Below are 20,479 nucleotides of genomic sequence, written 5' to 3' on the forward strand. Positions count from 1 at the left end.
CCAGACTCTTTTTCGTTTCCGTTTCCGGTCCGAATTTGATTCCGGTGGCCTTTGGAGTGGCCTTTGCCTTTCGGCGGATCCGACTTTATCAGAAGTTCTGAGTCGGAATTCCCGACCCGCTCGGGGCTGCCGCTGCGCACGAGTGCGCCAGCTGCTTCCCGGTCAGGCGGAGCCGTAAACGTACTGGAGCGGGGCGCTCGATGCAAATCGGGGGCCCCGCTCCGGAGTTCGCGCCTGTCGGAGGGTCAGACCTCGACGACGACGGGGAGGATCATCGGGCGCCGACGGTAGGTGTCGGAGACCCACTTGCCCATCGTGCGGCGGACGAGCTGCTGCAGCTGGTGCGGCTCCATCACACCGTCCTGGGCGGACTTGTTGATCGCTTCCTCGATCTTCGGTACGACGGCGCTGAATGCCGCGTCGTCGATACCGGAACCCCTGGCATGGATGTCGGGGCCGCCCGTGATCTTGCCGGATGTGCTGTCGACCACGATGAAGACCGAAACGATGCCTTCGTCGCCGAGGATGCGGCGGTCCTTGAGGGAGGTCTCGGTGACGTCTCCGACCGAGAGGCCGTCGACGTAGACGTAACCCGCCTGGACCTTGCCGACGATCTTGGCCTTACCGTCGATGAGGTCGACCACGACGCCGTCCTCGGCGATGACGATGTGGTCCTTGGGAACACCGGTAAGGGCGCCCAGTTCGGCGTTGGCCCGCAGGTGGCGCCATTCGCCGTGCACCGGCATCAGGTTCTTCGGCTTGCAGATGTTGTAGAAGTACAGCAGTTCGCCGGCCGAAGCGTGGCCCGAGACATGGACCTTGGCGTTGCCCTTGTGGACCACGTTGGCGCCCCAGCGGGTCAGGCCGTTGATCACGCGGTAGACCGCGTTCTCATTGCCCGGGATCAGGGACGACGCCAGGATCACCGTGTCGCCCTGGACGATCCGGATCTGGTGGTCGCGGTTGGCCATCCGGGACAGCGCGGCCATCGGCTCGCCCTGCGAGCCCGTGCAGACCAGCACGACCTCGTCGTCCGGCAGGTCGTCGAGGGTCTTGACGTCGACGACCAGGCCCGCGGGGACCTTCAGATAACCGAGGTCCCGGGCGATGCCCATGTTGCGGACCATCGAGCGGCCGACGAAGGCGACCCGGCGGCCGTACTCGTGTGCCGCGTCCAGGATCTGCTGAATGCGGTGCACGTGGCTGGCGAAGCTCGCCACGATGATGCGCTTCTGGGCGTTCGCGAAGACCGTGCGCAGGACGTTGGAGATGTCCCGCTCCGGCGGGACGAAGCCGGGCACCTCTGCATTCGTCGAGTCGGAGAGGAGAAGGTCGATGCCTTCCTCGCTCAGCCGGGCGAAAGCGTGCAGGTCGGTGAGACGGCCGTCCAGCGGGAGCTGGTCCATCTTGAAGTCACCGGTCGCGACGGCCATGCCCGCAGGGGTGCGGATGGCGACCGCGAGGGCGTCCGGGATGGAGTGGTTGACCGCGATGAACTCGCAGTCGAAGACGCCGATGCGCTCGCGCTGGCCTTCCGCCACCTCGAGCGTGTACGGACGGATCCGGTGCTCCTGAAGCTTCGCCTCGATCAGTGCGAGGGTCAGCTTGGAGCCGATGAGCGGGATGTCCGGCTTCAGGCGCAGCAGATACGGGACGCCGCCGATGTGGTCCTCGTGGCCGTGCGTGAGGACGATGCCCTCGACGTCGTCGAGGCGGTCCCGGATCGTGGAGAAGTCGGGCAGGATCAGGTCGATTCCGGGCTGCTCCTCCTCGGGGAAGAGCACTCCGCAGTCGACGATGAGCAGGCGGCCGCCGTACTCGAAGACCGTCATGTTGCGGCCGATTTCGCCGAGGCCGCCGAGCGGGGTGACGCGGAGGCCGCCCTTGGGGAGCTTCGGCGGGGTGCCGAGTTCGGGATGCGGATGACTCAAAAGACTCTCCTTACCACGCACGCCACGTACCGCTGAGGCACGTGGCGTGCATGTCATTCGTGCACTTGCTGTTCTCTGACGTCGCTCTTGTGAGTGTTCTTCGCTTATTCAGTTGTGAAGTCTGTGGTTACAGCTGTACCCCACCGGCGGCGAGGTCGATCTTGAGCTGGGCCGCTTCCTGTGCGGTGAGTTCCACCAGAGGGAGGCGCAGCGGGCCTGCGGGCAGGCCTTGCAGCGCCAGTGCGGCCTTGGTGGTGATCACACCCTGGGTGCGGAACATGCCGGTGAAGACCGGCAGGAGCTTCTGATGGATCTCGGTCGCCTTCTGGACGTCGCCGCCGAGATACGCCTCGATGAGAGCGCGCAGGTCGGGGGTGACGACGTGGCCGACGACGGAGACGAAGCCGACTGCGCCGACCGAGAGCAGCGGGAGGTTCAACATGTCGTCGCCCGAGTACCAGGCGAGGCCGGACCGGGCGATGGCCCAGCTTGCGCGGCCGAGATCGCCCTTGGCGTCCTTGTTGGCGACGATACGCGGGTGCTCGGCGAGCCGGACCAGCGTCTCTGTGTCGATCGGCACACCGCTGCGGCCGGGAATGTCGTAGAGCATCACCGGGAGACCTGTGGCGTCCGCGATCGCCGTGAAGTGGCGGAAGATGCCTTCCTGCGGCGGCTTGTTGTAGTACGGCGTGACCGCGAGAAGGCCGTGGGCGCCGGAGCGCTCGGCCGTGCGGGCGAGCTCGATGCTGTGGCGGGTGTCGTTGGTGCCGATGCCGGCGACGACATGGGCCCGGTCCCCTACAGCTTCCAGGACCGCCCGTACGAGCTGGTCTTTCTCCGCGTCACTGGTGGTCGGGGACTCGCCGGTGGTGCCGTTGATGATCAGGCCGTCATTACCTGCGTCCACCAGGTGGGCGGCGAGCCGCTGGGCACCGTCGAGATCGAGTGTGCCGTCCGCCGTGAAGGGCGTGACCATGGCGGTGAGGACCCGCCCGAAGGGAGTCTGCGGAGTGGAGATCGGAGCCATGGGTAACACGCTACTCGCTGCTCAGCGCCCGGTCGTCCCTCGGGGGGACAAGGGAGTGGAGCCCGGCACTGCCTGCTCGGGGGTTCAAGCAGTGCCGGGTCCGTTTGATCAGCCTAGATGAACTTCACGAAACGTCGCAATACGGACACCGCTTACGGGGCTACGCGTCCATTCTTGTTGAAGGCTGCATGGGTGAGCGGCATGAGCCGCGCCCAGTGCTCCTCCATCTGTTCGCCGACCATTTCGATCTCACGCTGCGGGAAGGACGGGACCTTCGCCAGCTCGTGCTGGGTGCGCAGACCGAGGAAGTGCATCAGCGAGCGCGCGTTGCACGTGGCGTACATCGACGAGAACAGGCCGACCGGGAGCACGGCCCGGGCGACCTCGCGGGCGACACCGGCGGCGAGCATCTCCTGGTACGCCTCGTACGCCTGGCGGTACGAGTCCTCCATCACGCGGCCGGTGAGCTCCTGCTGGGCCGCGGTGCCCTCGACGAACTCGTACTTGCCGGGGCGGCCCTGCTGGACGAGCTTGCGGGCCTCATCGGGCACGTAGAAGACCGGCTCCAGCTCCCTGTAGCGGCCCGATTCCTCGTTGTACGACCAGCCGACGCGGTGACGCATGAACTCACGGAACACGAAGATCGGTGCGCTGATGAAAAACGTCATCGAGTTGTGCTCGAACGGGGATCCGTGACGGTCCCGCATCAGGAAGTTGATGAGTCCTTTCGAGCGCTCCGGGTCCTTGGTGACCTCTTCGAGGGACTGCTCTCCGGCCGTGGAGACACGGGCGGCGAACAGGACGTCGGAGTCGGCCGCGGAGTGCTTCACCAGCTCGACGGTCACATCGCTGCGGAAGCTGGGCTTTGCGGGCTCGGGGGTCTCGGTCACCGGCGGGGTCCTTCCAATTGCGTCGCTCGGGCGGCGCCCACTCTACGGGCCGCCACCGACAACGCGCCTCAGAGAGCCCGTCCGAGGATTTCTTCGGCGAATTCGGCGATTCGGGGCACCGAACAGGCCCGCCGTGCGTCTCACTCAATAGCACCGCCTCTATCAGAGTTCAAGGAGAGTTTCCTCATGTTCCGCCGGCGTGAAGCCGTCCCGTTCGCTTTCGTGGCCGAGGCCGACCGATTCCGCAGCAACGTCGCCCCGCCGCCCCGGGAGCGCGCCACCGTCTCGCAGCTGGCGGCCCGCTCCCTCGTGGGGCTGACCGTGATCGCCGGTCTCGCCGGATCGCTGCTCCTCGGCCTTCCCGCCCTTGCCCCGGAGCAGGCTCCGTCGCACAGCCAGCAGACCGAGGCCGCCCACCGCTGACTCGTACGGACCCCTGGGGTGGTAGGTGCGGGGGCCTGCTCGATAGCCTCACCGGGCACAGTAATCGAGCGTGCTTGTGAGTGAGGATCAGTCGTGCCCCTGCCCTTCCTGACGGCCGACCGCGCGTTTGACGCGAGCGCTGAGGACATTGCGCTGCCGTTCGACGACCACGACAGCTGGCGGCGCCCCTACCGCCCGGGGCCGTGGCGGGTCGCGGCGGCGGCCACCCTGTTGTTGCTCGCCTCGTTCGTGCTCATCGCGGGCATGGTCACCGCGTTTGCCGGGGCGATGCCCGGGGCTGCCCTGTGTGTCGGGCTCGCCCTTGTGGTGATCTTCTGCGCCCTGCGACTGCTGCGGGTGGGTGCCTGGGTGAGCCGGCACGGGGTGCGGCGGGTGGGCTTCCTGGTGACGACGACCGTGCCGTGGGACCGGGCCGCCACGGTCCGTACGGTGCAGCAGCCGGTGAGGTGGCTCGGATTCCCGCGCACCGTGCAGGGTCAGGCGCTGATCGTCGTACGGAAGGGCGGCGAGGCCGTGCCGCCGCTGCTCACCGACTGCAATGCGGACTTCCTCGGGCGTGGCGAGGCGTTCGACCGGGCCTCCGACACGATCGAGGCGTGGGGGGACGAGTACCGGCGCGGTTGAGGGTTGTCCCGTAACCCTGGCGGATCGGCGCACGGTGTCGGATGGCTCCGGGCTCCCGTACCTGCCCAGGAGCACCGGCCCGCGCACCCTGGACCGGACCACCTCACACTTGCGCTTCGACCTCCTGCTCCACGCCGGCGGCGTCTCAGAGACGATCCCTCCGCGGGCCTGCGTTGTCTGATCGCCCTCGGGCGCGGAGAGCGGCGTCGAGATCGCGAATGAACTCTCCCACGCGCCCGCCGCCGGGAGGTGCGGCGGGCAGACGGCCGAGCACCGCGGTGACCGCTGTGGGCGCGTGATGACGCGCCCATTCAAGGGTCCCCGCAGTGACACGCCGGTCTTCTCCGGATGCCAGCTCTTCTGCTCGTGCCGCATGCGCTGCCGCACCGAGAATGTGTTTCACCTGATGAGCGCTTGCCCTGGGATGAAGGTACGCAGCGGCGGCCGCATGGCTCGCCGCTCGTGCCGCGTCGACCCCAGCGGGTGAAGCGGCTTCTCGTGCCGCTCTGTACGCCGCCCACGCGCTCTGCCGCAAAGCACCGGTGCGCCGGCCGCCCCCAGCGAAAGCGTGAGCTGCATCGATGGCGTCGCGAGGGCGCGTGTCAGCGGGAAGATTCTGCTCGAAGATCGACAGTGCCCTGCGCGCACAATCAGCCGCGTAGCCCGCGATCTCACGAAGTTCGTGCTCGCTCAGCTCAATCCGATCCGACTCAGTTGGCACGGCTCAATCTTGCCGCAGGTCGCCGGGGGGCGTGAGGCACTCACTGCGTTCCGGGCCGGCGACATCCTCGCCGTGGTGACCGAATTCGACCAGTTCGCCCGATCCGTCCGGGACGTCCGCGCTGTCGTCGGCGAGCTCACCGACAAGGGCGTGAAGCTCCGGATCGGCTCCGGCGTGCACGACCCCGATGACCCCGTTGGCCGGCTGCTGTTTCAACGTCCTCGCGCTGGTACGTACCCGCGTGTGAGCCGCCGTGTGCGAGACACCCGTTTCGGCTGCGGCACGGACGTGGCGTACGGCGGCCGGTTCTGTTCTCGGCCGCCGTACGCGCTCGAAGAACGTCCTCAGTCGCCGGACGGGACCGAGGTGGCGGCCGAGCCCGGTGCGGCCGTCGGCCTCGGATTCATGTGCAGGGCGATGGCACGCTGCATGGCCTTGCGGGCGCGCGGGGTGTCCCGGGCGTCCTGGTAGGCGACGGCGAGGCGGAACCAGCAGCGCCAGTCGTCCGGGGAGTCCTCGGTCTCCTCGCGGCGCCGTGCGAACACCGCGTCGGCCGAGTCGCGGTCGATACGGCCTCCGGCGGTACGGACCAGTTCGTCGACCGGCAGGCCGCCCTCGGCGTCCAGCTCCGCGGCGAGGGCGTTGGCCCTTCGGACGAACTGGGTGTTCTTCCAGAGGAACCAGATACCGATCACCGGCAGGATCAGCACCGCGACCCCGAAGGTGACCGTGAGCAGCGTGCCGTTCTCGATGAGGAGCACGCCACGGCTGCCGACCAGGACGAAGTAGAAGACCAGGACGGCAGCGGTGATGAGATAAGTGATCTTTGCGCGCATGGCGGTGGGCTCAGTCAGTTGAGGTCGAGGAAGTGTTCCAGGCCGAAGGTGAGGCCCGGGGTGGTCGCCACGCGGCGTGCGCCGAGCAGGATGCCCGGCATGAAGCTGCTGTGGTGCAGGGAGTCGTGACGGATGGTGAGGGTCTCTCCCTCGCTGCCGAGCAGCACTTCCTGGTGGGCCAGGAGGCCGCGGAGCCGGATCGCGTGGACCGGGACCCCGTCCACGTCCGCGCCGCGGGCGCCGTCGAGCGCCGTGGCCGTGGCGTCCGGCTGCGGGGCGCAGCCGGCCTTCCGCCGGGCCTCGGCAATCAGCTGGGCGGTGCGGGTGGCGGTGCCTGACGGGGCGTCGACCTTGTTGGGGTGGTGCAGTTCGATGACCTCGACGGACTCGAAGTAGCGGGCTGCCTGCTCGGCGAACTTCATGGTGAGGACTGCGCCGATGGAGAAGTTCGGCGCGATGAGCACACCGGTCTCCGGCGAGCCGGAGAGCCAGGTGTTCAGCTGCGCGAGCCGTTCGTCGGTCCAGCCGGTTGTGCCGACGACCGCGTGGATGCCGTGCCGGATGCAGAAGTCGAGGTTCCCCATCACCGACCCGGGCGTGGTGAGTTCGACCACGACCTGGGCGTCGTTCTCGGCGAGGGTCTCCAGGCTGTCGCCTCGGCCGAGAGCGGCCACCAGTTCCATGTCGTCGGCGGCCTCGACGGCTCGTACGGCTTCCGATCCGATGCGGCCGTTGGCGCCGAGAACGGCCACGCGCAGCTTGCTCATTGCTCTGCTTCCTTACGGGTGGAGTTAGGAGACCGCTTCATCGAGGCGGCCGGCCTGCTTGTCCTTGAGCGGACCGATGACGGAGAGCGACGGCCGCTGTCCGAGGACTTCGCCGGCCACCGCCCGGACGTCATCGGGGGTGACCTGCGCCATCCGGGACAGCAGGTCGTCGACCGACATCTGCTCGCCCCAGCACAGCTCGCTCTTGCCGATACGGTTCATCAGCGCACCGGTGTCCTCCAGGCCCAGGACGGTGGAGCCGGAGAGCTGGCCGATGGCGCGGCCGATCTCCTCGTCGCTCAGTCCGTCGGACGCTACCCGGTCGAGCTCGTCACGGCAGATCTTCAGGACGTCGTGAACCTGGCTGGGCCGGCAGCCCGCGTACACGCCGAAGAGTCCGCAGTCGGCGAAGCCCGAGGTGTACGAATACACGCTGTAGGCGAGGCCGCGCTTCTCCCGTACCTCCTGGAAGAGGCGGGAGCTCATGCCGCCGCCGAGGGCGGTGTTGAGTACCCCGAGTGCCCAGCGGCGCTCGTCGGTGCGGGCCAGGCCGGGCATGCCGAGGACGACGTGGGCCTGCTCGGTCTTGCGGTTCAGTACCTCGACCCGGCCTGCGGTGCGCAGGGTGCGGGATCCCTGGCGCGGTGCGACCGGGACGGCGTCGGTGCGGGTCAGCGCGCCGGCCCGCTCGAAGGCCCGGCGGACCTGGCGGACTACGGTGGCGTGGTCGACATTGCCCGCCGCGGCGACGACCAGGTGGGTCGGGTCGTAGTGCTTCTTGTAGAAGCGGGCGATCTGGCCGCGGCTGAGCGCGTTGATCGTGTCGACGGTGCCGAGGACCGGGCGGCCGAGGGGGGTGTCGCCGAGCATCGTGTGCGCGAACAGGTCGTGCACACAGTCGCCCGGGTCGTCCTCGGTCATCGCGATCTCTTCGAGGATGACGCCGCGCTCGGCGTCGACATCCTCGGGGGCGATCAGCGAGCCGGTCAGCATGTCGCAGACGACATCGATGGCCAGCGGCAGGTCGGTGTCGAGGACCCGCGCGTAATAGCAGGTGTACTCCTTCGCCGTGAAGGCGTTCATCTCGCCGCCGACCGCGTCGATCGCGGACGATATGTCAAGGGCACTGCGCCGGTCCGTGCCCTTGAAGAGAAGGTGCTCGAGGTAGTGCGTCGCGCCGTTCAGCGTGGGTGTCTCGTCGCGTGATCCGACGTTGGCCCAGATTCCGAAGGTGGCGGAGCGTACGGAGGGCAGGGTCTCGGTGACGATCCGCAGACCGCCGGGGAGGATCGTACGGCGGACGGTGCCGACGCCGTTGCTGCCCTTGAGAAGCGTTTGGGTACGGGCGACGGCCCGCGCCTCGAAGGAGGCGCGGGCCGTCGTCACGGAACTACGGGACGTCACTTGGCGGCGTCGTCCTTCTTCTCGTCCTCTTCGCCCTCGATCACGGGGATGAGGGAGAGCTTGCCACGGGAGTCGATCTCGGCGATCTCGACCTGGACCTTGGCTCCGACCGCGACCACGTCCTCGACGTTCTCCACACGCTTGCCACCGGCGAGCTTGCGGATCTGCGAGATGTGCAGCAGGCCGTCCTTGCCCGGCATGAGGGAGACGAACGCACCGAAGGTGGTGGTCTTGACGACCGTCCCCAGGTAGCGCTCGCCGACCTCCGGCATGGTCGGGTTGGCGATCGCGTTGATCGTGGCGCGGGCGGCCTCGGCCTGCGAGCCCTGCTGGGCACCGATGTAGATGGTGCCGTCGTCCTCGATCGTGATGTCGGCGCCGGTGTCCTCCTGGATCTGGTTGATCATCTTGCCCTTGGGGCCGATGACCTCACCGATCTTGTCCACCGGGATCTTGACTGTGATGATCCGCGGGGCGTTCGGGGACATCTCGTCCGGGACGTCGATGGCCTCGTTCATCACATCGAGGATGTGGAGGCGGGCGTCGCGGGCCTGCTTCAGCGCGGCGGCCAGGACCGACGCGGGGATGCCGTCGAGCTTGGTGTCGAGCTGCAGCGCGGTGACGAACTGCTTCGTACCGGCGACCTTGAAGTCCATGTCACCGAACGCGTCCTCGGCACCGAGGATGTCGGTCAGGGCGACGTAGTGGGTCTTGCCGTCGATCTCCTGGGAGATCAGACCCATGGCGATACCGGCGACGGCGGCCTTGAGCGGCACACCGGCGTTCAGCAGCGACATGGTGGAGGCGCAGACCGAGCCCATGGACGTCGAGCCGTTGGAGCCCAGCGCCTCGGATACCTGGCGGATCGCGTAGGGGAACTCCTCGCGCGACGGCAGCACCGGCACGATGGCGCGCTCGGCGAGTGCACCGTGGCCGATCTCGCGGCGCTTGGGCGAGCCCACGCGGCCGGTCTCACCGACGGAGTACGGCGGGAAGTTGTAGTTGTGCATGTAACGCTTGCGGGTCACCGGGGAGAGGGTGTCCAGCTGCTGCTCCATGCGGAGCATGTTGAGGGTGGTGACGCCCAGGATCTGGGTCTCGCCACGCTCGAACAGCGCCGAGCCGTGCACGCGCGGGATGGCCTCGACCTCGGCGGCGAGCGTACGGATGTCCGTGACGCCACGGCCGTCGATGCGGACCTTGTCCTTGATGACGCGCTCGCGGACCAGCTTCTTGGTCAGTGCGCGGTAGGCACCGGAGATCTCCTTCTCGCGGCCCTCGAACTGCGGGAGCAGCTTCTCGCCGGCGATCTCCTTGATGCGGTCCAGCTCCGCCTCGCGCTCCTGCTTGCCGGCGATGGTGAGCGCCTTGGCGAGCTCGGTGCTGACGGCGGCGGTGAGCGCCTCCAGGACGTCGTCCTGGTAGTCGAGGAAGACCGGGAAGTCGCCGGTGGGCTTGGCGGCCTTGGCGGCGAGGTCCGACTGGGCCTTGCAGAGGACCTTGATGAACGGCTTCGCGGCCTCGAGACCGGCGGCGACGATCTCTTCGGTCGGGGCCTCGGCGCCGTCCTTGACGAGCTGGATGGTCTTCTCGGTGGCTTCGGCCTCGACCATCATGATCGCGACATCGCCGTCCTCGAGGACGCGACCGGCGACGACCATGTCGAAGACGGCGTCCTCGAGCTCGGTGTGCGTCGGGAACGCGACCCACTGGCCCTTGATCAGGGCGACACGGGTGCCACCGATCGGGCCGGAGAAGGGCAGGCCCGCCAGCTGCGTCGAGCAGGAGGCGGCGTTGATCGCGACCACGTCGTACAGGTGGTCGGGGTTGAGCGCCATGATCGTCTCGACGATCTGGATCTCGTTGCGCAGGCCCTTCTTGAAGGAGGGGCGCAGCGGCCGGTCGATCAGACGGCAGGTGAGGATGGCGTCCTCGGAGGGGCGGCCCTCGCGGCGGAAGAAGGAGCCGGGGATCTTGCCGGCGGCGTACTGCCGCTCCTCGACGTCGACCGTGAGGGGGAAGAAGTCCAGCTGGTCCTTGGGCTTCTTGGACGCGGTGGTGGCCGACAGCACCATGGTGTCGTCGTCCAGGTACGCAACGGCGGAGCCGGCGGCCTGCTTGGCCAGGCGGCCCGTCTCGAAGCGGATGGTGCGGGTGCCGAAGGTTCCGTTGTCGATAACGGCCTCGGCGTAGTGGGTCTCGTTCTCCACTAGCGTTTTCTCCGATACATATCGTCTTCTCGCCCCCACGCCCGTGTGGCGGGGGACGGTAGCGGAGAAGCCCTCCATCGGCGGGCCGGTCTTCGATCGAAGCACCCGGAGGTGTCCGGGGGCCACTACCGAGGACCGGCGGCGGGGAGGCTGCTTCTCGCTCGTCTGCAGGACGTTCTGGGACCAGGTTACTGAGAATCGGCTCAGCTTGGCATTCCGGTCGTCCGGGCGAGCCGGACACGTCCCGTGCATACAGCAAAGGGAGCGGCTCCCTCAGTCGTGGGAACCGCTCCCTTCACGGCGTCTTACTTGGCGCCGCCGGCCGCACCGCGGCGGATGCCGAGGCGGTCGACCAGGGCACGGAAGCGCTGGATGTCCTTCTTGGCCAGGTACTGCAGGAGGCGGCGGCGCTGACCGACCAGGATCAGCAGACCACGACGGGAGTGGTGGTCGTGCTTGTGGGTCTTGAGGTGCTCCGTCAGGTCCGAGATCCGGCGGGAGAGCATGGCCACCTGGACCTCGGGGGAACCGGTGTCACCCTCCTTGGTGGCGAACTCGGCCATGATCTGCTTCTTCGTAGCGGCGTCGAGCGACACGCGGTACTCCTCTTTGATGTTCGATGCGCCCACGAGTGCCCCTGGTCTTGATCTCAGGGGGTCTTCCGTTACTCGGGGGCGAAGGTCCGATGGGCGCAGTCCTCAGGATGATCCGGGGGCGCGTACACAAACGGCCGTCACACAGCGTACCAGGCCGGCGGAGCCGGGTTGCCTGGGGGCGGTGACCCGGAGGCTCCCCGGCGCCACGGTGCCCTCGATCGCCGGACGGGCTTGTTTCTGCCCGGCTGCGCCGGGTTTGACCGGGCAGGCTCGCAGGGTCAGCTGGTGAGGGCGCGGATCGAGTGGTACAGGTCGAAAACGGCGAGGCACAGGGGCATCAGCGTAAGGAGCACGCACGCTTCGGCGATCTCCAGGAAGCGCCCCCAGAACGGGGTGACTCCCTTGCGCGGCACGATCAGCCCTATGGCGGTGATCACGGCGGCGGCGCCCGCGACGGCTGCGGCGAGCCAGATCGTACGGATGTCGAGCGCGGTGCTGTCCCCCGCGACAGCCCCGCGCAGCATGTCGGTCGGCGGATTGAGGGACAGGCCGAGGCCCAGGAGTACGAGTGCGCCGAGACCCGCTGCCAAGGCGCAGCCGACCTGGGCCGTGTAGCGGAACAGGTGGGAACGCATCAGCATGGCGACTCCGGTGGCGAGCGCCAACAACTGGCCCCAGACGTTGTCCGAGAACCCCAGGACGGCTGCGGCGCCCACGGCCACCAGCGCGCATCCGCCGACCAGGCCGACGAGCAGTTCGTGCCCGCGTCGCGCCTGGGCGGCAATGCGGTCGGCGTCGACCGGGCCATGCGGCGCCGGTTCGGAGGTCCCGTAGTCACCGACGGTGGTACGGGGCGGCTCGAAGCCGATGGGGAGGCGAGCGAAGCGGGTGGAGAGACCGGGCAGGAAGGCGAGCACACCCACGGAGAGCGGGGCACACACCGCCGCGGTCTCGACAGGCTCCATGCCGGTCATGATCGCGATGAAGGTCACCAGCAGGCCGATGGTGGCGGCGAACACGAACGCGACGAAGAGACCGTCCCCGCCGGGGGCGGCGATCATGAGGATCACGGCCACCACCAGCACGGCGGCGCAAGCGAGCAGGAACTGCAGCCTGCCGGTGCCCTGGCCCTCGCTGAACGGCAGCAGCCCCGCACCGGAGACCGCGGCGTTCGCGAGCGCGCCGATCCCCAGAGCCGTGGACGATCCCCGGTCGTCGTACACACGCGCGCGTACGCAGGCGAGCGCGAGAGTGAGTACCGCGATGACGGCGGCAAGGACGCCCGGCAGGCCGTGCATGTCGTGCCGTGGGCCGGAGGTCCACAGCACGAAACCGAGCAGGACCAGCAGGAGCGACCCGCCGAAGAGCCCGGCTCCGCGCATGAGGGTGTCGCCCCAGAGGGTGCGGTCCCGGGCGACAGCGGTGGCGACGGCGTCGGAGACGTCGTCGAAGACCGCGGGGGGCAGCGACTCGGCGAAGGGACGCAGGGACAGCAGTTCGCCGTCGAGGATGCGTTGACCGGCCAGGGTGCGACCGCTGTCGAGGACGGTGCCGTCGCGGCGTACCAGGTGATAGCCGACCGGAGCGCCCTGAGCGGGGCTCTGTCCCGACAGCCGGAGGATCTCCGGGTACAGGTCTGCGACGGCGATGTCCTCGGGCAGCGCCACGTCGACGCGGCTGTCGGGCGCGACGACCGTGACCCGGCAGAACCCGGTTCCGTTGCCGGCCGGAACTCCGGGACCCGGCCGACCGGATCCGGTGGCTGCCGCTTGGGCCGTCATAGTCACCTGCTGCTCCCCCTCATCGTTCTCCTGAAACGAGTCCTGGGGTCGCGGGCTTCGCTCGCGCTCCGAATGACCGTTTCCTTGCGGTAGTTAGCGAATGCTCACACGCGTCGCGACACCCTACCGCTCCTTGGTCATCCGGTACGCCAGTAGGATCCTCCCGCGGACGGAGCCCGTCGCCACGGGGGCGCCGATACGAACAACTCTGTCCGGCAAGGGAATTGGTGAGCCGTGAGTCAGATCGTCGTCAAGCGCGCACCGCGGGCTCTGCCCTCCGAAGTGCCGGACGAACAGGTGCAGTTGCAACCGCCACCCGAGCTGCCTCGCGGTCAGCAGGAGGGGATGATGATGCAGCTGCTGCCGATGCTCGGCATGGGTGGTTCCGTCGTCTTCTTCTTCATGACCCCGAATCCGATCATGCGAATCATGGGCATGATCATGATCGCGTCAACGGTCGCCATGGCCGTCGCGATGATCGTCCGCCTCCGGCAGGGCACCCAGGGGCAGCTCGCGGACATGCGGCGTGACTATCTGAAGTACCTGACGCAGACCCGACGCGCCGTTCTGAAGACAGCCCGCAAACAGCGCGACGCACAGTTCTATCTCCACCCGTCCCCGGATCAGTTGTGGGCGCTTGTCGCCGAGGGCAGCCGGGTGTGGGAGCGCCGCGTTGGTGACGTCGACTTCGCACAGGTACGCATTGGCCTGGGCAGTCAGGAACTCGCCACGCCGCTCATCGCACCCGAGACCGCGCCGGTCGATGAGCTGGAGCCGCTGACCGCCGGGGCAATGCAGCAGTTCTTGACGACCCACAGCACGCTGGACGGCCTGCCCATGGCGGTCTCGCTGCGCGCCTTCTACCACCTGACCATCAGCGGCGAAGCGGAGTCCGTGCGTTCCACGGCCCGTGCGATGGTCGGTGCGCTCGCCTCGCTGCACTCTCCTGAGGATCTGATCATCGCCGTCGCGACGGGCCAGGACGCCATCCCGCGCTGGGAATGGGCGAAGTGGCTTCCGCACGTCCAGGCCCCGGACTTCGTCGACGGTGCCGGCAGCCGCCGCCTGATCACCACCAGCATCGCGGAGCTGGAGGAGATGCTCGCGGGCCGGCTCGACGGCCGGCCGCGCTTCCAGCCCGATGGCCAGCCGCTCATGGACCAGCCCCATGTCGTCGTCGTGCTCGACGGCCAGTCCGTATCGCCGGTGTCGGCTCTCGCTGCGGCCGAGGGCCTCCAGGGCGTGACGGTCGTCGAGGTCGTACCGGGTGAGGTCAACGGGGCACGCGGCGGCCTGTCCGTCGTGGTGCACCCCCATTCGCTGCAGCTGGAGTCCGAGCACGGGCTGGTCTATGACGGCCTTCCCGACCAGCTCAGTCATGAGGCCGCCGAAGCACTGGCCCGGCAACTGGCGCCGCTCCAGGCGGCCTCGGGCGGGGACGACGACGAACCACTGCTCGCCAATCTCGAATTCACCGATCTGCTGAACCTGGGCGACGCGGCCTCGATCGACGTCAGCAGGACCTGGCGGGCCCGCTCCCAGGCGGAGCGGCTACGCGTCCCGATCGGCGTCGGCGAGGACGGCACCCCCGTGATGCTGGACCTCAAGGAGGCGGCGCAGGAGGGCATGGGACCGCACGGCCTGTGCGTCGGCGCCACCGGTTCCGGCAAGTCCGAGCTGCTCCGTACGCTCGTCCTGGGCCTTGCCGTCACCCACACCTCGGAGACGCTCAACTTCGTCCTCGCGGACTTCAAGGGCGGTGCCACCTTCGCCGGCATGGCACAGATGCCCCACGTCGCAGCGGTGATCACCAACCTCGCGGACGATCTGACGCTGGTGGACCGCATGGGTGACTCCATCAGTGGTGAGCTCAACCGCCGCCAGGAGATGCTGCGCGACGCGGGCAACTACGCCAACATCCATGACTACGAGAAGGCGCGCGCCGCGGGAGCCCCGCTGCAGCCCATCCCCTCCCTGGTCCTGGTCATCGACGAGTTCAGCGAACTGTTGACGGCCAAGCCCGACTTCATCGAGATGTTCGTGCAGATCGGACGCATCGGCCGTTCGCTGGGCGTCCATCTGCTGCTGGCCTCCCAGCGCCTCGAGGAGGGGCGGCTGCGCGGTCTGGAGACCTATCTGTCCTACCGGATCGGCCTGCGCACGTTCTCGGCGGGCGAGTCCCGGGCGGCGCTGGGTGTGCCCGACGCGTACCACCTGCCCAACGTCCCCGGTTCCGGCTACCTGAAGTACGGCACGGACGAGATGGTGCGCTTCAAGGCCGCGTACGTCTCCGGGGTGTACCGCTCGGGCGCCCAGTCGGCCGTATCCTCCGGCCCTCTGCCGGTGGACCGCAGGCCGGTGGTGTTCACGGCGGCTCCGGTGCCGGTGCAGTACGTACAGCCGAGCCCTCGGACCGGGGCCTCCGTACCCGACGCGCGTACGGCGGAGGACGACGCCCTGGCGGACACGGTGCTCGATGTGATCGTGCGCCGGCTGGAGGGCCGGGGGGCCTCCGCGCACCAGGTGTGGCTCCCTCCGCTGGACAACCCGCCGTCGCTGGACGAGCTCCTGCCGGGGCTCTCCGCGGTCGAGGGCCGTGGGCTGACCCAGCCCGGATTCGAGGGTTCGGGCCGTCTCGTCGTACCCCTGGGCGTGGTCGACAAGCCGTACGAGCAGCGGCGCGACACGCTCTACCGGGACTTCTCCGGGGCGGCAGGCCACATGCAGATCACCGGTGGTCCGCAGTCCGGCAAGTCCACGCTGCTGCGCACACTCATCGCAGGCTTCGCACTCACCCACACGCCCCAGGAGGTCCAGTTCTACGGACTCGACTTCGGTGGCGGCGGCATGGCCTCGGTCTCCGGTCTTCCGCACGTCGGCGGGATCGCCTCCCGGCTCGACCCGGAGCGGGTGCGGCGTACGGTCTCCGAGGTGTACGGGATCATGGCGCGGCGCGAGGAGTACTTCCGCAGCGCCGGCATCGACTCCATCGCCACCTTCCGCAGGCTGCGGGCGCGCGGCGACATCTCGGTCACGGACCAGCCGTGGGGCGACGTTTTCCTGATCATCGACGGCTGGGGCAACTTCCGTACGGACTACGAGGGCCTGGAAGCGGCAGCCGTGGACATCGCGGCACGCGGCCTCGGATACGGCATCCACCTGATCGTCACGGCGTCGCGTTCCATGGAGGTCCGGGCCAACCTCAAGGACCACCTGATGAACCGGCTCGAACTGCGGCTCGGCGACGTCATGGACTCCGAACTGGACCGCAAGGCCGCGGTCAACGTGCCGGCCGGCGTGCCCGGTCGTGGTCTCACGCCGGAGAAGCTGCACTTCATGGCCGCGGTACCGCGGATCGACGGCATCAACTCCGACAGCGACCTCTCCGAAGCAACGGCGGCCATGAACCAGGAGGTCGCCCGGCACTGGACCGCGGCTGCCGCCCCGGCGGTCCGGCTCCTGCCCCGCGAACTTCCGGCGCACGAGCTCCCCGCGGGCTACGCGCATCCGGAGCGGGGCATCGCGTTCGGTATCGACGAGAACAACCTGGAGCCGGTCTTCCTCGACTTCGAGCGCGACCCGTTCTTCCTGGTGTTCGGTGAGAGCGAGTCCGGGAAGTCCAATCTGCTGCGGCTGCTCATCAAGCAGCTGACCGAGAGGTACGACGGGAACACCTGCAAGTTCTTCGTCATCGACAACCGGCGAGCGCTCCTGGACGTCACCCCTGCGACGCACCTGGCGGAGTACGTGCCCATGTCCAACAACATGGAGCACCACATGGACGCGCTGTACGACCTGATGAAGCGCCGTACGCCGTCGCCCGACGTCACGGCGCAGGAGCTGCGCGAACGCAGCTGGTGGAGCGGCCCGACGGTGTACGTGGTCGTCGACGACTACGACTTGGTCTCCACATCCAGCGGGAACCCGTTGGCCAAGCTCGCGGAGATGCTGCCGTTCTCACGTGACGTCGGCGTCCGGTTCATCATCGCCCGTAGCACGGCGGGGGTCGGACGTGCCCTGTACGAGCCGTTCATGCAGCGCATCATGGAGCTGGGCGCGCAGGGCCTGATGCTCTCGGGCGACCCCATCGAGGGGGACGTCCTCGGCAACGTACGGCCGCGCCCGATGCCCCCGGGGCGCGGGGTCTTCGTCACGCGGCGGCGGGGGAATCCGCTGGTGCAGTCCGGGCTCATGGCCGGGGAGCGGTAGGGGCGCATGCGCGGCGGGCGGGGCAGCGGGGCAGGCCGGTGTGGCTGTTCCCTCACGCCTCGTACGCCGCGCCCTCTCCACGTCGGAAGTCGGGGCGGCGGCTCGCCCGCTGCCGCCCCTGGACAGAGCTGATTCCAGCAGTCCGGCATTCCCGTCACACAGGAGGCGCAGCCCTATAACCACACTGTCGGCCATCGGACCGTCGGGGCCAACGGGGCTGACACGTATGAAGATCGGACGACTGCCGGGCGAGCGCTAGACTCCCGTCCAGGACGGATTCACGGAGAGGACGCAGCGCTGATGGACTTCGAAACGCTGCGTCAGGGCAACTTCAGCCAGCTCGGCCAGGCCATCACCGCCTGGAACGGAGTGGTGGAGAAACTCGGAACGCTGGAAACAGACGCACGGGACGATCTGAAGGCGAAGGCGGACAAGGCAGACTGGGCCGGTGTAAATGCCACGGTCTCGTGAATTCATCACCAAGACTGCGGGTGAATTCTCCGACGCCCACACCCAGGCCAAGACCATCCACGACATCCTCAGGGACACCCACGACGAACTGGTGGACTACAAGGAGCAGTTGGATCAGGCCTTGGAGCGGGGCCGCAAGAAAAACCTCACGGTTGCCCAGACCGGCGGTGGCGGCTTCACCGTGACGATGCTCATCCACCCGGACCGCGCCGCCAAGGGCCACGAGGCTCCGGACCACTCTCCGCAGGACGCGGAGCACCTGCGGGACGATGTGCAGCGCATCTTGAACCGGGCGACGGAGAGCGACACGACGGCGGCAACCGTCCTGCGTGCCATCGTCGACCAGGCCGAGGTCGGCTTCTCAGGTGCCTCGTACAACGACCGTGACACCGCGATCGACGCCCTGCGCAAGGCCGAGGAAGCGGCCAAGCTGATCAAGGAGAAGGGCGACGAGATGTCGCCCGAGGAGTTCCTGAAGCTGAACGGTCTGCTCAGCTCGTTCAAGAACGACCCTTTGTTCCAGGAGAAGTTCGCCACCCAGCTGGGCCCGAAGGCGACGCTGGAGTTCTGGGCGGACCTTTCGAGCCCGGACAGCCCGAATGACCTGACCCGCACGCAGCTCAACCAGCTCGGTGAGTTCCAGAAGAACCTGGGCCATGTCCTGGGCGGCGCCACCCAGTCGGACAGCCCTGCCATGCGGCAGTGGGAGGACAACATGCTGAAGCTCGCGGGCGAGCGGTACAACACCCGCGCAGGTGACGTCTGGGGCTTCCAGATCATGAGCAACCTCATGCGCACGGGCGACTACGACGACCAGTTCCTCAACAAGTACGGCAACGAACTGGTCGCCAAGGAAAAGGAGATGAGGCTGCCGGACCGCTACTGGAACTCGCAGCCGAAGCCCAAGCTGAACTTCATCGGCGACGAGGAGTTCGGCCGCGACCCGATGACGGGCTTCCTCACGGCACTCGCCAACAGCCCGGACGCCTCGACGGACTTCTTCAACGCGAAGGAGCCGCAGGACAATGCGCAGTGGGTGCTGAAGGACCGCCCGTACTTCGACGACACGCCACTGAACGATGGCCCGAACCCGGCCAAGGACGCGGCGGGCAAGGCCATGTTCGCGGCGGTGTCGGGCGTCAGCGACCCCGAGGCGCCCGGGACGAAGTACGAGGAGCACACGCCGGAGCAGCGGGAGGCCATGAAGCGCTCCCTGGGAATCCTGGCAAGCACCGGCAACGACTTCCCGCCGGAGATGCGCGACAGCATGGCGTACGCCATGGGTAACCATGGCGACTGGGTGCACGAGGCAATGAGCAGCCCACTTGTCGAGCGCGAGCTGGACGCGGGGCAGCTGATGGAAGTCAGCAAGCAGATCTCGCGCAACAGGGACGACTACCAGACTCTCACCCAGGTCATGCACCAGGCGATCGTGACTGACATCCTCACCAGGAACGACCACCCCGCCAGCCCCAGCGAGATCGCCCACCCCGAGGACACCCTCGACAGCGCCGGTCGCACGATCGGCTTCCTGGAGGAAGCCCGCTACCAGGCCACCAACACCGACAAGGGCGAAGCCCTCGCCGACGCCTCGTGGAAGAAGTCGTGGAGGTACCACATTGTGGGCGGGCTCCTCACACCATGGCATCCGGTCGGCGACGCGGTACAGCGCGGCGTGGACGTGATCACCTCGAAGATGCTGGAGGACGAACAGAACCGGATCAACGACCAGGCCACCGCCGATCACACCAAGACGTACGAAAACCGCTGCCGGGAACTCCAGTCGCTCGCGGACATCTGGTACCGGGAGAACAAGGACTGGGCGGAGGATCCCGCGCACGAGGGCTTCTCCAAGAACCAAGGCATCTACGCACAGATCGAGGGCTCCGCCAACGACGGCAACCAGAAAGCTGAGGGAGTGAAGGGCATCCAATGACGAAGGTACTGCGCCGCACGGCCGTCTCCGCCCTCACCGCATGCCTCGCGCTGTCCCTCACCGCGTGTGGCAGCGGACGGGAATACACCGTTCCGAAGGCGGCATGCGGGGTCCCGCTCAACGAGAAGACTCTCGACCCGTTCCTCTTCGACGGCAAGGAACTCAGGGTCACGGGTGGTTCCGTGATCGAGACCGGCACGAACATTCAGGGGGCCTGCCGCATCGGGGTGGACGGCAAACTGGTGGTCCACCTCCGGGTCGACAAGGCGGACGAACTCTACGATCCGATGGACAAGTTGTACGCCTCCCGTTTCACCAACCGGGAGAAGATGAAGGACCTGCCGTTCGCGGGACTGGGGGCACTGGGCGACGCCACCTCCATGGTCAGTACGGGCTGCTCCGGCCCCAAGGCAGACTTCCTCATCGCGATCGTCAGCGTCGACGGCCAGGCCGGCGGTGACGTCGCCGAACGCCGCAAGCACATCAAGGCCTTCACCCTCGACTTCGTGCCAAAGGTGAAGAAAGCGCTCGGCTGCACCGCCTAATGGGAGCTACGGAACCGGGGAATGCTCGGTTCCGTAGCCGCCAGCAGGTGAGCACTTTCGCCGCCGGAACCGTTCGAGTTCTGGTGT

At 67.9% G+C, this 20,479-nt stretch carries 16 protein-coding genes and 1 pseudogene; 7 read left to right on the forward strand and 10 right to left on the reverse strand.

The window, feature by feature from the left end; genetic code table 11:
• Positions 1-245 precede the first annotated feature (245 nt).
• The 3 genes from ACIBB8_RS34885 to thyX form a co-directional block, all read right to left on the reverse strand.
• Complete coding sequence (locus ACIBB8_RS34885; RefSeq protein WP_398959058.1) at positions 246-1,931, reverse strand: ribonuclease J; 1,686 nt, start codon at positions 1,929-1,931, stop codon at positions 246-248.
• Between the two features lie 127 nt (positions 1,932-2,058).
• Positions 2,059-2,958, reverse strand: coding sequence for a 4-hydroxy-tetrahydrodipicolinate synthase (dapA, locus tag ACIBB8_RS34890; protein ID WP_398959060.1), 900 nt, complete (start codon positions 2,956-2,958; stop codon positions 2,059-2,061).
• Between the two features lie 152 nt (positions 2,959-3,110).
• Positions 3,111-3,848 (reverse strand): FAD-dependent thymidylate synthase, encoded by a 738-nt coding sequence (gene thyX / locus ACIBB8_RS34895; RefSeq protein WP_358860035.1) that lies wholly within the window; start codon positions 3,846-3,848, stop codon positions 3,111-3,113.
• Between the two features lie 186 nt (positions 3,849-4,034).
• Here thyX and ACIBB8_RS34900 point away from each other — a divergent pair, with 186 nt between their 5' ends.
• Together ACIBB8_RS34900 and ACIBB8_RS34905 are read left to right on the forward strand one after the other, a co-directional pair.
• Entirely contained in the window at positions 4,035-4,271 is a 237-nt protein-coding gene (locus tag ACIBB8_RS34900; protein WP_366137095.1) for a hypothetical protein, read from the forward strand.
• 93 nt (positions 4,272-4,364) lie between these two features.
• The gene (locus ACIBB8_RS34905; protein ID WP_398959063.1) at positions 4,365-4,916 is read left to right on the forward strand and encodes a hypothetical protein; all 552 of its coding nucleotides are present in this window, start codon (positions 4,365-4,367) and stop codon (positions 4,914-4,916) included.
• 145 nt (positions 4,917-5,061) lie between these two features.
• Here ACIBB8_RS34905 and ACIBB8_RS34910 read toward each other — a convergent pair whose 3' ends face one another.
• Complete coding sequence (locus ACIBB8_RS34910) at positions 5,062-5,637, reverse strand: putative immunity protein (RefSeq protein ID WP_398959065.1); 576 nt, start codon at positions 5,635-5,637, stop codon at positions 5,062-5,064.
• Between the two features lie 75 nt (positions 5,638-5,712).
• On the opposite strand from ACIBB8_RS34910, the pseudogene ACIBB8_RS34915 reads away from it, so the two are divergent.
• Positions 5,713-5,793, forward strand: a pseudogene (locus tag ACIBB8_RS34915) (hypothetical protein); the annotation flags it as partial.
• Positions 5,794-5,981: 188 nt separating this feature from the next.
• Here ACIBB8_RS34915 and ACIBB8_RS34920 read toward each other — a convergent pair.
• The 6 genes from ACIBB8_RS34920 to eccD form a co-directional block, all read right to left on the reverse strand.
• Positions 5,982-6,473 (reverse strand): hypothetical protein, encoded by a 492-nt coding sequence (locus ACIBB8_RS34920; RefSeq protein ID WP_398959067.1) that lies wholly within the window; start codon positions 6,471-6,473, stop codon positions 5,982-5,984.
• Between the two features lie 14 nt (positions 6,474-6,487).
• Complete coding sequence (dapB, locus tag ACIBB8_RS34925) at positions 6,488-7,240, reverse strand: 4-hydroxy-tetrahydrodipicolinate reductase (RefSeq protein WP_398959069.1); 753 nt, start codon at positions 7,238-7,240, stop codon at positions 6,488-6,490.
• Positions 7,241-7,264: 24 nt separating this feature from the next.
• Entirely contained in the window at positions 7,265-8,644 is a 1,380-nt protein-coding gene (locus tag ACIBB8_RS34930) for a pitrilysin family protein (RefSeq protein ID WP_366691827.1), read from the reverse strand.
• Positions 8,641-10,854 (reverse strand): polyribonucleotide nucleotidyltransferase, encoded by a 2,214-nt coding sequence (locus tag ACIBB8_RS34935; RefSeq protein WP_266980869.1) that lies wholly within the window; start codon positions 10,852-10,854, stop codon positions 8,641-8,643. The genes ACIBB8_RS34930 and ACIBB8_RS34935 overlap by 4 nt, the downstream gene beginning before the upstream one ends.
• A 305-nt stretch (positions 10,855-11,159) precedes the next feature.
• Positions 11,160-11,450, reverse strand: a complete 291-nt coding sequence (rpsO, locus tag ACIBB8_RS34940) for a 30S ribosomal protein S15 (RefSeq protein WP_189546018.1) — start codon at positions 11,448-11,450, stop codon at positions 11,160-11,162.
• A gap of 278 nt (positions 11,451-11,728) precedes the next feature.
• On the reverse strand, positions 11,729-13,231 hold the full coding sequence (gene eccD, locus ACIBB8_RS34945) for a type VII secretion integral membrane protein EccD (protein ID WP_398959080.1): 1,503 nt from the start codon (positions 13,229-13,231) through the stop codon (positions 11,729-11,731).
• A gap of 234 nt (positions 13,232-13,465) precedes the next feature.
• Between eccD and eccCa the strand changes: the two genes are divergently transcribed.
• From eccCa to ACIBB8_RS34965, 4 genes are all read left to right on the forward strand, one after another.
• A complete protein-coding gene (eccCa, locus tag ACIBB8_RS34950) occupies positions 13,466-17,440 on the forward strand; it encodes a type VII secretion protein EccCa (protein ID WP_398959072.1) in 3,975 nt (1,324 codons plus the stop codon).
• Positions 17,441-17,740: 300 nt separating this feature from the next.
• A complete protein-coding gene (locus ACIBB8_RS34955) occupies positions 17,741-17,911 on the forward strand; it encodes a hypothetical protein (protein WP_398959074.1) in 171 nt (56 codons plus the stop codon).
• A complete protein-coding gene (locus tag ACIBB8_RS34960; protein ID WP_398959076.1) occupies positions 17,895-19,847 on the forward strand; it encodes a hypothetical protein in 1,953 nt (650 codons plus the stop codon). Before ACIBB8_RS34955 ends, ACIBB8_RS34960 begins: the two co-directional genes overlap by 17 nt.
• Positions 19,844-20,392 (forward strand): hypothetical protein, encoded by a 549-nt coding sequence (locus ACIBB8_RS34965; RefSeq protein WP_398959078.1) that lies wholly within the window; start codon positions 19,844-19,846, stop codon positions 20,390-20,392. The genes ACIBB8_RS34960 and ACIBB8_RS34965 overlap by 4 nt, the downstream gene beginning before the upstream one ends.
• Positions 20,393-20,479 lie beyond the last annotated feature (87 nt).

Source organism: Streptomyces sp. NPDC051286 (assembly GCF_044455345.1).
In the GTDB taxonomy this organism is placed as follows: domain Bacteria; phylum Actinomycetota; class Actinomycetes; order Streptomycetales; family Streptomycetaceae; genus Streptomyces.

What these genes read in the sequence shown, in the direction of transcription:
- dapA (WP_398959060.1), bottom strand. Translation starts at nt 2,958, where the DNA reads ATGGCTCCGATCTCCACTCCGCAGACTCCCTTCGGGCGGGTCCTCACC.
- ACIBB8_RS34900 (WP_366137095.1), top strand. Translation starts at nt 4,035, where the DNA reads ATGTTCCGCCGGCGTGAAGCCGTCCCGTTCGCTTTCGTGGCCGAGGCC.
- ACIBB8_RS34920 (WP_398959067.1), bottom strand. Translation starts at nt 6,473, where the DNA reads ATGCGCGCAAAGATCACTTATCTCATCACCGCTGCCGTCCTGGTCTTC.
- dapB (WP_398959069.1), bottom strand. Translation starts at nt 7,240, where the DNA reads ATGAGCAAGCTGCGCGTGGCCGTTCTCGGCGCCAACGGCCGCATCGGA.
- eccD (WP_398959080.1), bottom strand. Translation starts at nt 13,231, where the DNA reads ATGACGGCCCAAGCGGCAGCCACCGGATCCGGTCGGCCGGGTCCCGGA.
- ACIBB8_RS34955 (WP_398959074.1), top strand. Translation starts at nt 17,741, where the DNA reads ATGGACTTCGAAACGCTGCGTCAGGGCAACTTCAGCCAGCTCGGCCAG.
- ACIBB8_RS34960 (WP_398959076.1), top strand. Translation starts at nt 17,895, where the DNA reads ATGCCACGGTCTCGTGAATTCATCACCAAGACTGCGGGTGAATTCTCC.
- ACIBB8_RS34965 (WP_398959078.1), top strand. Translation starts at nt 19,844, where the DNA reads ATGACGAAGGTACTGCGCCGCACGGCCGTCTCCGCCCTCACCGCATGC.